Raw genomic sequence first — 12,734 nt, forward strand, 5'->3', positions numbered from 1 at the left:
ATAATCTATCAGTTTAAAAGTCTATTGAGCTGCTGATTTCTTTTCTGTTTTTCCAAGAATCATATTTGCAATAATGATAGCGATAAACACTGCAGCGATTCCGCCGGCAAGCTTACCAGTAATCATAGGGAAAATCATATCCCGGGCAACACCTGCAGCAAATCCCAGGTGATCCCCCAGAACAAATGCCGCTGGAACGGAGAACGCTACGTTAATAATTTTTCCGCGGTTATCCATATCCTTCATTAGGTTAAACATGGCAATATTATTTGCCAGTGTCGCCACCATACCTGCAGCCGCCACATCATTCATGCCGAGGAGTTTACCTACCTGCATTAATGGTTTCTTAAATACCCTTGTGATGACTTCCACCATAACAAAGGCACCTGCCAACACAATGGCGATACTTCCCACGACTTCAATACCTTCTGAGAGTGGCGCCGTTCCCGGTACGAGTGTAATATCTGTCAATACATGGACAATACCAATGGCTAGTCCAGCGGTTGCGACAATGACTACACCATGCCCAAAGACCGTAAAACCTTTAATCATCTTTTCTGGGATTTTCCATAATCCTAAAATAACGAGTGCAGCCAAAATGAAAATAGGAATTAAATTACTGATTACCATGCCAAAAGAATAGCCTGCAACTAATCCACCAACGATCGCTCCAACAGGAATAGCAATAAATCCTGCCATCATTCCTGTAGCCAGAAAACGATGATCTTCTTTCCGGATAATTCCAAGTGATACAGGGATGGAGAAAACGATGGTCGCCCCCATCATCGACCCAAGGATGACACCTGAGAACATGGCTACATCATTATTAAGCGCCAGTTCCTGTGCCAGCTGGAGTCCACCCATGTCAATGGCCAACAGACTTCCCGCAAACATAGCAGGGTCTGCTCCAAGTGCTGTATAAATAGGTACGACAACCGGGCTCAGTATGTTTGCCAAAACTGGGGCCATCACGATAATACCCACCATAGCAAGTGCTAAGGAGCCCATGGCCATTAAACCCTCGTCAAAATGCTGACCAAGCCCGAGCTTATTTTTAAACATTTTATCTATTGCACCGACGATCATAAATATGACCATTATATAAATTACTATCTCATTTATTCCCATACCTTTTCCTCCTAAACTTCAAAATAGAAAGCGGTCAATCCTCCTTAATATCTATAGAATCAACTACTCCGACAATAACGGAATCGATTGGAATTCTCTCTTTCCCAAAAGCAGACCTTGCGCTGCTTCCTTTGGTAACCAGCACCGTGTCACCGACGCCGGCACTTGCCATATCCGCAGCCACAAAGGAAGCCCGCATATCCTCCGTGTATTTGGGCCTGACAACCAGGAGTTTCAGCCCGTTCAGTCTCTCATCCTTGCGTGTAGCCCATACTGAGCCAACAACATCCCCGATGATCATTTTTAATTCTCCTCACATCGTTGTATTTCCAGCCTGTGTTTGCGTACATAATCATTAGCAAGAGGGGTTATGATACTGCCGGCAGGGATTCTTATTTTCGTTATTTGCTTCAAAAATAATTTTTGCAAATCACTTTCCGTAATGATCTTTTGATTAAGCTCCGTCATCTGTTCCTGCTCGGGTATAATGGCATCATGCTGCTCCGGTTGTATCTGTTGTATCTCCGGTCTTTTTCCGACTTTGTTTTCAGATGTTTTTTTAATGATCTTTGCTAAGACACCTTTCTTAAAGCCACATGCATTTGCTTCATCAAAATCGATATGCATAAAGGTCCGGAAATTTGGATGGATGCGGATCACCACTTCATCGAAAGTAAGTGAACGATCCCCAAATACTTTCACTTGAACAATTTCTTTATTTTCCACTTTGAGTAATTCTGCATCCCGGGGGGAGACATGGATATGACGTTTTGCTGCAATAAGCCCTTTATCCAGTTCCAATTGACGATCCTTATGGATCAGGGTAATACCCGGGGTTCTATCTATGTCCCCGCTTTCCCGGACAGGGATATTTCTTCCTAACGTAACTGCATCTGTTAAAGACACTTCCACCTGTGAAGCCTTTCTTTCCGGCCCGAGAATGACCACATTTTCAATTTTCCCTTTAGGACCGGCAATCGTTATGCGTTCTTTGCAGGCAAATTGTCCGGGCTGGGACAGTTCTTTTGCTTTTGTCAGCTGGTATCCTTCTCCAAATAGAAAGTCAATCGCTTCCCTGCTTAAGTGTACATGCCTGCCGGATGCCTCCACTTCCACGAAGGATTCTTCCAGCATTACTTTTTTCACGGTATTGGTTATTGTTTCTGCAAGAAGCTGATTCAAGCCTCTCACCCCCTTTTTTCTGCTTTGTAATGACCTGTCCTGTATTTCACCATCATGACATAACATAGGGAGGACAGTCGGTTTAATGCCAATATAATATCATCCCGTTCTGTTGAGCCATCTTTCTTTTTAAAAGCCTGATAAGCTGCCAGTTCTGTTTCCCGTACTGCGGTACGTACAGCGTTTAAAGCAACAATTCCGACACCCATCTTAAAATCCGATGTGAAGTGCCCGCAGCCAAAATACTTTTCGGGGTGATGGGACATGTCACGGATTTCCATTTCATTCATACCTAACAACCGGAATTCATCAAGTTCTTCTTCCAGCACTTCAGCACGAAGAATGTTCCTTACGAAGGTAAGTGCTTCTGATAAATCTTCCGCCAGGCTGAAGTGGTTATTCTCCACTATTTTCCACTGTGCTTCGATCATTTTTGCTTCAAGTGAATCCAGTTTGCCGCGAAAAATGATGCGTGGATGATCCTTATAAACGAGCAAATTGGAGTGAAGGGCAGTCATATGCTCCGGTTTCTCATCCAGGTATCCACCTTGTACTACACGATATTTCATAGGAGAATTGTTGGATTTCGGCTGATGATCTTCGTTAGTATCAACCTTTTCCTCTTCTGCTGCTTCATTTCTTTCTGCAAACGTAAATGTAATTCTTTTTTCCTGAAGGTAGCTTTTCGCAGAAGGGGTTAATATTGTTCCTTTAGGAAGCTGCAGGACAGGTTCATTTAATTGTTCGTTCAAAAACCGGCTTCGCAGTATGCTTTCTGTCAGCACCGCCATAGCTTCACTTCCTTTTCCTCGCGATCCTTTTACCGCGGTTTAAATAAGATAGAGGAACGTATGTTTCCTCTATCCTATTTTCCACTCCTGGTAATTACTCTGCACTACCTGATTGTTTTGGCAAAATGGCGCCAACTTCTGTATGCGGGCGTGGGATGACATGAACGGAGATCAATTCACCGACACGGTCTGCTGCCGCTGCTCCTGCGTCTGTAGCTGCTTTAACGGCACCTACGTCTCCACTTACAAGTACGGTTACGAGCCCTGCACCAATCTGTTCTTTCCCGATCAAAGTTACGTTTGCTGCTTTCACCATTGCGTCCGCCGCTTCAATTGAACCTACTAATCCTTTAGTTTCCACCATTCCCAATGCATTTGTAGCCATTATAAATTCCTCCTTAAAATAGTTATAAAATTTATATGAATTGATATTAATACCCGAGGGCAGGACCTTCTGCAAGGTCAGTTCTATTTATCCTTCGCATCGCCGTCATGCAAATCTTCATCGTCAATCAGACTGCTGATCAGTTCTGCTTTTCTTGCATACTTAATATTCCTTGTATTATCTGCCATTGCATTTCTTTCCCTGACGAGTTGGCGCAGTTTGCCTACCGTCATTTTTTCAAGGTCTTTCCGGTACAGCTTTGGTACTTTCTGCGTTTGCTCCGGTTCAGATAATAATGTTTCATTCACCTTGTCATCTGCAGCCTGTATATCTGCTGCTTCCAAAGCCTCAGGGGCTGACCCTGTTTCCTTTTCTTCTTCTTTTTTCTCCGTGGACTCGGATAGCTGTTCTGACTGCTTTGGCAATTTATCGATTAATTGATGTGTTTCCAAGTGCATCCTTGGAATAACATGGCTGGAAATCAACGTACCGAATGACTCCACGGAATCGGTGCCTGTCTCTACAGCTGCCTTTACTGCTGCTACATCCCCGATTAATTGAACGGTCACATAACCGCCCTTGATGATTTCAACATCAACCAACGTTACATCTGCCGCTTTTAAGGCTGCATCCGCCGCAACAATGGAGCTCAGGTAGCTTCTGTTTTCGATTAATCCAAGTGCTTCCATATAAGTCACCTAGTATCCCTTCGGATTATCTGCGACAAAGTTGACGGCATCTGCAAAGGCATCACAGGCCGCTTTACAGGCTGATTGACTTCCTGTAAGCAATCCTCCGCCGTAGTTTGTTTCTGAAGGCGGACCATAAAATGTAACCAGCCTTACATCTGCTGCTTTCAGCGCTGCATCCAAAGCATAGACAGCTTCAATCGGCGGTGCAATCAGATAGGCAAGTGCTTCCCCTTCCCGGATGTTTGCTTCTTTGGAAAGAAATGTTCCGGTTCTTGAAATGAGATGGGCAAAATAGTTAATGGAATCATCTTCATTGGCACTTACGAAATACGCATCATTTTCAATATAGCTGACAGCTGCATCCAGTCCGCTTCTCACTTCTTCGGGATTGTCCCCGGCTAACACTCCGATTACTTCTCCGGTAAGCTTTGTTGTTGCATTGTCCGCTCCGGCATACATGGATTCGGCATACACCACTTCCACATCCGCTTTCTTTGTTGCTTCATCCAGGGCGGTAAATACGACATCATCCACATCACCGGTGATGATCCCCAAGCTTCTTTGGCTGGAGCTCAGATTGAATTCCTTCGCCAGGTCCGGGCTGGCGTTGGAAATCAGCTTCACTCCCAGTACTTGACCATATATTGGATCGTGCTTCATCTTCTTTCCTCCATTCCTCTGGTATATATATTTAAAGTCTGTCTAAGCTTTATTTAAATCCAGTCCTGACGCTTTCTTGTCAATCATTCTTTTAATCAGTTCTGCAATATGTGCGCCGGCTTCCACTGGAGGGGTTCCTCCCTGATGAATATTGGAAACGACTGTGCGTCTTGCTTCCGGCATATCCACTGTAGGCTTATAGGCAATATAAGCACTCATGGATTCAGCTGTAACAAGTCCCGGCCTTTCCCCGACAAGCAGACAAACCACATCTGCATCCGTTACATCACCAATGACATCCATGGCAGGTACACGGCAGTGTTTTACAAACAAATCATTTTCTGTATCAATGCCATGCACTTTCAAACCTTGTTTAATGGCAGGAAGTGTGTCTTCCAGGTTTGCTTCAATGGATGCGGAGCTGAGGCCGTCCCCTACCATGATTTGAACTTTGGGGTTGCCACAATGCTTCTTGATTTTTTCCTTTTCTTCATCGGAAAATTGTCTACCCAAGTCAGGGCGTGTAATATATTCATCTTTATCCTTACAAACCGTCGTGGTCGGAAACAGATTATTTCTTTCCACAAAACCTTCATCCACATAGGAGAATACGGCATCCTGTGCTGCAGCATGGTCCGCCTTGAACCTTAGGGATGTGGAAGTCATATAGCGCGGCCCTGTATGCCAGACACCAATTCTTGCCGGTGTCTTCTCCTTCATTTCCATATAGCCTTCCTTGTCATAAGGCTCCGGGACGAGCAGATCTTTTCTTATTTCCACTTCGGAAATATCCGGCACCGTAATGTTTTTATCATTCCCGGAAGCTGGTGCCTGGCTGTTCCCACCCGCTGTACTGTTTTTTGTTTCTGAAGTATTGCCTTCAACCATTTCATGCAGAATATTTTCTATCAGTGACTTTAATTCTTTTTCATTTACCATTTGCTCTCCTCCTTACACTAAGAATAATGATGCATCTCCGGCCTTTTTCGTCAGCCGGCTCTTGTTGTCCAATACTTCCATCTTCTTCAGCCATTCATCAAATTCCTTAATCGGACTTAAACCGGTCAGTTCACGTAATGACTGCCCTTCATGATAGCCGAGGCTTTGATAGTTCAACATAACGTCATCCGCATGGGGTGCAGTGATCAGGAAGTTTACACCTGCCTGTGCCAGCAGCACACCGAGGTTTTCCATGTCATCCTGGTCTGCTTTCATGTGGTTTGTATAGCAGACGTCCACACCCATGGAAATACCGGATAATTTACCCATGAAATGATCCTCCAGACCAGCCCGGGTAACTTGTTTCGCATCATATAAATATTCCGGTCCGATAAAGCCTACAACAGTATTTACAAGGAAAGGATTATATTTCTTTGCAAAACCATAGCAGCGGGCCTCCAGTGTAAGCTGGTCCACCCCGTGATGCGCGTTGGACGAAAGCTCTGCACCCTGTCCTGTTTCAAAGTACATGACATTTGGTCCTGCTGCTGTTCCTTCCCGAAGTGCAAGTTCATTCGCTTCAGCAATCAAATCTCCACTGATCCCAAAAGCGGTGTTTCCTTTTTCCGATCCTGCAATGGACTGAAATATGAGATCCGCCGGGGCTCCTTGTCTGATTGCTTCCATTTGGGTTGTCACATGTGCCAATACACTGATTTGAGTGGGAATGTTAAATTTGTTTTTGACTTCATCCAGCTTCTTGAACATTCGGTTTACACTTTCCACCGTATCATCCACCGGGTTTAGCCCAATAACTGCGTCTCCCGCACCGTAGGAAAGTCCTTCTAAGATGGAAGCAACAATTCCGTCTTCATTGTCTGTAGGGTGGTTCGGCTGCAGACGGGTGGAAAGCGTACCTTCCAAACCAATGGTTGTATTGCAATGTGCTGTTACTGTAATTTTTTTGGCCCCGTATATTAAATCAAGGTTGGACATCAGCTTGGCCACAGCTGCCACCATTTCCGAGGTCAATCCCCGTGATATCTTTCTAATATCGTTTCCGGAGGTATCTGAATCAAGGATTTTTTCCCTAAGATCCTGTACTGTCCAATTTTTTATAGATTGATAGATTTTTTCATTTACGTTATCCTGAATAATTCGAGTTACTTCATCTGTTTCATAAGGGATCGCCGGGTTATTCCGCAGATCCTCCAGGGTAAGATTTGCCAAAACTACTTTTGCTGCCACGCGTTCCTCTGCAGATTCCGCAGCAATACCGGCCATAATATCACCGGATTTCTCTTCGTTTGCTTTTGCCATTACTTCATTGACTGAATTAAATTGATAAGTTCGCCCAAATAATGTAGTGCTTAATATCATGTGAATCCTCCTTTTAAAAAACGTTGATTGTGACCAGGACGCATATGACAGCCGCAGTGCCTGTGGGATATGACCTAAGGTCTCTTCCGCTTATGCAAAATAAACTGCCAAAGTTACTTCATTAATTGAATACCAATGTTTTAATTACTACGGGCAGAACACTTCCGTTGGCAACCGGATGGCCGATATCGATGTAGTCTCCTTCATCGACAAACACACTGTCGATGCATATCAGTTCCTGATCCCTGCCCATTTTTGCCATCAGCGTCTGACCGAGTACTTTTGCTATATCGCTTTCGGTAACTATAATTAACGGCAAACCAAGTGCTGTATAATCTTTCACTCCATCTATAATCTCTTCAGCCATCTTCACTATTTCGAAAAAACTGGCATGCTGATTACCGGTAAAAGAAATCGCCACTTTTTGTTTGTTTTTCTTCACTTCAAACCATTTCATTTTTTCTTGAATGATTTCAGCAAAATTGCCGGTTTCTTTCATATCTTCATCCGGAAGTTTGAGTACCGGTATATTTTTTACCGGAAATTGATTTTCTGAATACGTAATGGTACTTCCGCTTATTTCTGTTGTATGTGATCCTGCACCTACAACAGTTGCACGGATCAGCTCCGTTGGTTCCACCAGACTGAAATGCGCTGTAATGGATGATTTTGCTATTGCTGTTCCGAGCATCAAACCAATATCCCCGTATTTGAAAACATCCTGCTGATCGGCTGGTTTATATATTGCTTCGGCAACACCTCCTGTAAAAGAGATATGTGTAATATGATCTGTATCCTTGATCGATTTGTGGGTTGCAATCATGTCCAACTGACTTGTTGGGGCCTTTGCCATGACACTTTCCTCAAGCAACGCTGCCATTCTGTTTACAACAGGTTGGAGCAGTTCTTTTGTTGCTGTCTGCCCGATTTGTATGGACCAGCCATTTTCTTTAATAAGACGCTGGATTTTTTCGGATATATACTCAATTTTCTTCGTTTCTTTATTCACTTTAATGAGACGCCCGCCAATATCCAGGCACCCTGTATCAACGACCCTTCCCCGGTTCATTACTGCCAGATTGCTCGTTCCTCCGCCAATATCCAAATTTACTATTTTTGCGGAGTTCTCCTTCGAAAATGTGTGCATTCCTGCGCCTTTGGCTGCAATAATACTTTCCAGATCCGGTCCTGCAGTTGCCACAACAAAATCCCCGGCAAAACCACTTAGTCCCTGAAGTACTTCCTCTGCATTTTCCTTTCTGGCTGTTTCTCCGGTTATAATAACGGCACCAGTTTGGATCTTTGCTTTTTCAATTCCTGCCTTCTTGTATTCCGCTTCCACGAATTGCTGGATCTTATCCTGATCCACTCTGGACCCTTCCAAAAGCGGGGTATTGATAATATCACTCTTATAAATGACTTCTTTATCCGTAATGATGATACGGGGCACATTAAAGGCAGAGGCTACATTTTCAATTGCCAGACTCGAAAATACCAATTGTGTCGTGGAAGTCCCGATATCTATGCCAACACTTAACATTTTTTCTGCCAAAACTTATCACCTCCAGTCAGATATCCTGCCAATAGAAAGCAAAAAAGCTTAAAGTACAAATCATGCGCACATAAACATGCAGCACATTTTATACCTTAAGCTTCTTTGCTTTCGGATCAGCTTATACGTCATTGTAAAAGCCTTATTTGAAACGGAATGTAATTTCCATTCCTCTTTTCCTATTATTAAATTGTATGGTGCCCTTTAATTTATCTTTAACATAGTTTTGTACAATAAATATTCCCAGGCTGCTGTTTCCCTTCACTTTATCGATGCAAAAACCGACGCCATTATCGATCACCGAAATAACAACTTCCGCTTCTTCTTTTTTCATAGAGATGTTAATTCTGCCTTTGGTCCCGTCAGGAAAAGCATGGTTATAACTATTTTGCACAAGCTCATTTACTATAAGGGAAACCGATGTTGCCACATCACTTGGCACAATAATGGATGCTTCCAAGTCAAGAACTAATTCAATATTGTCCATCAGTGAATAACTTCTTTTCAGGTTATTTACAATAAACTTCAATACTTCGTTTAATTCCACCCGATCGCCAAGTTGCCTTGCCAAAATGTCATGCGTCGCGGCAATGGATATGACACGATTCATATTATCTGTCAGAATATGCTTTACTTCCTTATTGCTGCTCCTTCTTCTTTCCATTCTCAGAAGAGAGCCCATCGTCTGCAGGTTGTTTTTTATCCTGTGATGCGTTTCGCGAATTGCTTCAGTTTTAGAGATAATCTCTGCTTCTTTATCCTTCAGCTGGGTAATATCCCTTAGAATAATGGCAAACTTTAACTGATCATCTTCCAGCATAATCCGTTTCAGCAAATAATACTTTTCATCCAGAAAGATTTCTGATTCAAATTGTTTATGTTCATTTAATACCAGCTCACTATACGGAACCTGATCTCCAAACAGTTGGTTGTAATGGACGTCTTCTTTCGACAAATTATCCGAAAAGCTATCCGCCCTGTCATTTTGAAATATAAGTTTGCCTGATACATCGAAAAAATAAATTGCATCGTCTATATAATTGTTTAATTTTGCTGTCATCGTCATATAGTCATTTTTCTCTTCTGCCGATTCCTGCTCTTCATGAAAAGCCTTTTCCAGAATATATGTGCCAAGCACCTTATCACCATAGTTTATGGCATGGATGTTTTGCCTGATAAATACATCTTCCTGGGTGAAAGCCTTATACCCTTTCAAAGTGCCGCCGGAACGGGATACTTTCCAGACACCCGGTTCATTCATTTTTAATGCGGGCTGGCCGACAGGTGATTTTTTATATAACGACTTTTTTGTAACGGGAAGCACATGGTATATTACGATGGAAGCAGTACTGTTTTTCAGTGGTACATCAATAAAGACGTCGCAGTCAAATACTTCAGCCAATTCATCCACGGCATCCGTTTTTTTTAGAATAAAATCTATCTCCTGGTCGGTCAAACTGCTGTACTTCCTGCATAACTCCATCATCTTCGCTTTTTTAATCGTAGACAATCGTAATCGTCCTCGCAATCTCGCTGATTGATGTACGCCCGTCCATGCTCATTTTACGCAATAGGGAGTAAGCTTCCTGCTCATCCAGATTTCTTTCTTTCATTAACAGCCCTTTGGCAATATCAATGATTTTTCTATCTTCCAGCTTTTGGGATACTTTTTCAACTTCTTTCTCCAGGCTTTGAATCTTTTCTGCCCTGGAAATACACATTTCCACTGTAGGTATAAAAGATTTTTCATCAAGGGGTTTTACTAAATAACCCAATGCCCCTACTTCTTTAGCCTTTTTAATAAATTCTTCATCATAAAAGGCCGTAAGCAAAAGAATCCCGCCGGCAATTTGATCATGCATAATCTTTTTACTTGCCTTCAGGCCGTCCAGCACTGGCATCTTAATATCCATGATGACCAGATCCGGAGTTTGTTCCTTACATACATCAATTGCTTCAAACCCATCCGAAGCATGTCCTACTACTGTGTAGCCTGCTTCCTCCAACAGTTCCTGCAAATCCATCTTTGTAATAGGTTCATCATCGACTATCACAATTCTATTTCCCATCATTACGCTCCTTAGAAATTATATTAATTCCTCTGAAGTAACATAATTATGTTTTTCTTTGTAAAACCTGTGTTCTTTAATATACCCCTTGCATCGACATTTAAATCACTACATGAAAGGCCCCCGGCATCCATCTCCCTTCGCGCGTTATGTTTGTATTTTTTAGTGTAAAAAAGACAAAAAGAGGCCATGAAAAAGAATAGTTCTTTTCCAAAGCCCCTTTGCTTTTTGGTGTAATTTTTAAATGAATATCATTACGAGAAGCACGCCATTGTGCTTATACATATATTATATTACCGAAAACGGTTTCTTGCAAGTGAAATAGTATACAAAGATAAATATATTTTTTGCAGCTCAAACTTTGATTCGTGGCTGCACGTATAATGATGCGTGACGGGAGAAGCGGTCGTCATTTCAACTGTTTTAAAATGGAAATAATGTCTTCTTTTCCCGGCGCTAAAGGATTTGTGTCGGTGCAGCTATCTTCCAGGGCTGCCTCTGCAACTTTTTCTTTAATACTATCTGTATATTCTATATCGTAGCTCCTGAAATCTGCAGGCATTTCCAATGCGGACCGCAATTTTTCAATTTCCTTGATCAGACTCCTTGTTCCGCTGGCACTGTTTGCAGCCGGAAGTCCCAGCAGTCTGGAAAGAGCCGCATATTTATCAGCTGCAGGCTGCAGGTCATTATTGCTGTAGCCCTTTACCCCTGAATTATAAGCAATGACTTTTGGCAGTAAAATAGCATTCAACCGTCCATGGGGAATGTGGAATGTGGCCCCGCACGCATGGGCAATACTGTGATTGATCCCCAGACCTGCAATATTAAAGGCAATGCCCGCCATCGTGGAAGCATGATGCATTTTTTCCCTTGCAGTAATGTTGTTTTCCCCATCGTAATAAGCATCTTTTAAATAATCAAAAATCAGACGGATGGCTTTTTCTGCCATGGCGTCAGAAAAATCATTGGCGTTCAGTGCAACATAAGCCTCAATTGCATGTGTCAACGCATCCATTCCTGTATCGGCTGTAATAGACGGAGGGACACTTTTGACCAAATCTGTATCCAGAATGGCTTTTTCAGGGATTAGCGAATCAGCAACTAATGGATATTTAATCCCTTTACTGTTATCGGTAATAATGGAAAACGAGGTGACTTCAGAGCCTGTCCCACTCGTTGTTGGGATAGCGATAAGCGGGAGGGCCCGAAATTCATAAATTTTTGTGGCAAATTCCTTCATTGCCTTGGCAGCATCAATTGCAGATCCACCACCAACCGCAATGATAATATCGGGGTTAAATGCTTCTATTATCTTTACACCCGCCACCACATTTTCTACTGGTGGATCGGGAACGATATCACTGAACAACTCCCATTCATTTTGTCCCCTCACAAGCCGGCCTTCCACCTGCTCAATCATTTTGGACTCCATTAAAAACGGATCCGCCACGATAAAAATGCGCTTTTTTTCATATTCTTTTAAATGATCAAGGGCGTTTTCTCCAGAATATATCATCGTACTGAGTGATACTTTTTCCATTATCATCTTCCTCCTTTTCACTGGATTGTATTGGTTCGTTTAAAAAACAAAAAAAGGAGCTTTACAGAAGAATCCCCTTCTGTAAAGCTCCTTTGCTTTCTTTCATGTTACACGCCATTGTGTCTAGAGCCATTATACTATTTTGGGAGATAGAGTGTCAATTATTATTAAAAACGCTCTCTTCCAGTTTCTCTGTTCTTGACAAAGATCACAAAAAAAAAGCACAGACAGGATAGAAATCATGTCTACCTGTCTGCCGGATCATATGAACTGGTTACTCCATTGTAACTGGTTCATAAATAATGAAGCCACGACGTTGTAGCTTATTTTTAACAGTTTGAGTTACACCTTTGTAACTGCAAGGTTTATTTTCACATTAAAAAAACTCTCCCCTTCCGCAGGTTGAGAGTTTA

The 12,734-nt window shown here is 42.5% G+C and carries 12 protein-coding genes and 1 pseudogene; all 13 read right to left on the minus strand.

Annotated features, from left to right (window positions below; genetic code table 11):
- Positions 1–21: 21 nt before the first annotated feature.
- A complete protein-coding gene (eutH, locus tag ACZ42C_RS13610; RefSeq protein WP_461181625.1) occupies positions 22–1,128 on the minus strand; it encodes an ethanolamine utilization protein EutH in 1,107 nt (368 codons plus the stop codon).
- A gap of 34 nt (positions 1,129–1,162) precedes the next feature.
- The gene (locus ACZ42C_RS13615) at positions 1,163–1,429 is read right to left on the minus strand and encodes a EutN/CcmL family microcompartment protein (RefSeq protein ID WP_461181626.1); all 267 of its coding nucleotides are present in this window, start codon (positions 1,427–1,429) and stop codon (positions 1,163–1,165) included.
- 251 nt (positions 1,430–1,680) lie between these two features.
- Positions 1,681–2,310 (minus strand): annotated as a pseudogene (gene eutD / locus ACZ42C_RS13620) (ethanolamine utilization phosphate acetyltransferase EutD); the annotation flags it as partial.
- Positions 2,311–2,315: 5 nt separating this feature from the next.
- On the minus strand, positions 2,316–3,101 hold the full coding sequence (locus ACZ42C_RS13625) for a cobalamin adenosyltransferase (protein WP_461181627.1): 786 nt from the start codon (positions 3,099–3,101) through the stop codon (positions 2,316–2,318).
- Positions 3,102–3,195: 94 nt separating this feature from the next.
- A complete protein-coding gene (locus ACZ42C_RS13630; RefSeq protein ID WP_461181628.1) occupies positions 3,196–3,486 on the minus strand; it encodes a BMC domain-containing protein in 291 nt (96 codons plus the stop codon).
- Positions 3,487–3,569: 83 nt separating this feature from the next.
- The gene (locus ACZ42C_RS13635) at positions 3,570–4,175 is read right to left on the minus strand and encodes a BMC domain-containing protein (protein ID WP_461181683.1); all 606 of its coding nucleotides are present in this window, start codon (positions 4,173–4,175) and stop codon (positions 3,570–3,572) included.
- A 9-nt stretch (positions 4,176–4,184) separates the two neighbouring features.
- Positions 4,185–4,838 (minus strand): ethanolamine utilization microcompartment protein EutL, encoded by a 654-nt coding sequence (gene eutL / locus ACZ42C_RS13640; protein ID WP_461181629.1) that lies wholly within the window; start codon positions 4,836–4,838, stop codon positions 4,185–4,187.
- Positions 4,839–4,880: 42 nt separating this feature from the next.
- A complete protein-coding gene (gene eutC, locus ACZ42C_RS13645; RefSeq protein WP_461181630.1) occupies positions 4,881–5,777 on the minus strand; it encodes an ethanolamine ammonia-lyase subunit EutC in 897 nt (298 codons plus the stop codon).
- Between the two features lie 12 nt (positions 5,778–5,789).
- Complete coding sequence (locus ACZ42C_RS13650; protein ID WP_461181631.1) at positions 5,790–7,157, minus strand: ethanolamine ammonia-lyase subunit EutB; 1,368 nt, start codon at positions 7,155–7,157, stop codon at positions 5,790–5,792.
- Positions 7,158–7,278: 121 nt separating this feature from the next.
- Positions 7,279–8,709 (minus strand): ethanolamine ammonia-lyase reactivating factor EutA, encoded by a 1,431-nt coding sequence (eutA, locus tag ACZ42C_RS13655; RefSeq protein ID WP_461181632.1) that lies wholly within the window; start codon positions 8,707–8,709, stop codon positions 7,279–7,281.
- A 142-nt stretch (positions 8,710–8,851) separates the two neighbouring features.
- Positions 8,852–10,219 (minus strand): histidine kinase N-terminal domain-containing protein, encoded by a 1,368-nt coding sequence (locus ACZ42C_RS13660; RefSeq protein WP_461181633.1) that lies wholly within the window; start codon positions 10,217–10,219, stop codon positions 8,852–8,854.
- A complete protein-coding gene (locus ACZ42C_RS13665; RefSeq protein WP_461181634.1) occupies positions 10,206–10,778 on the minus strand; it encodes an ANTAR domain-containing response regulator in 573 nt (190 codons plus the stop codon). The genes ACZ42C_RS13660 and ACZ42C_RS13665 overlap by 14 nt, the downstream gene beginning before the upstream one ends.
- Positions 10,779–11,187: 409 nt before the next feature.
- Positions 11,188–12,321 (minus strand): 1-propanol dehydrogenase PduQ, encoded by a 1,134-nt coding sequence (locus ACZ42C_RS13670; RefSeq protein ID WP_461181635.1) that lies wholly within the window; start codon positions 12,319–12,321, stop codon positions 11,188–11,190.
- Between the last annotated feature and the right edge of the window lie 413 nt (positions 12,322–12,734).

Source organism: Virgibacillus kimchii, assembly GCF_055379185.1.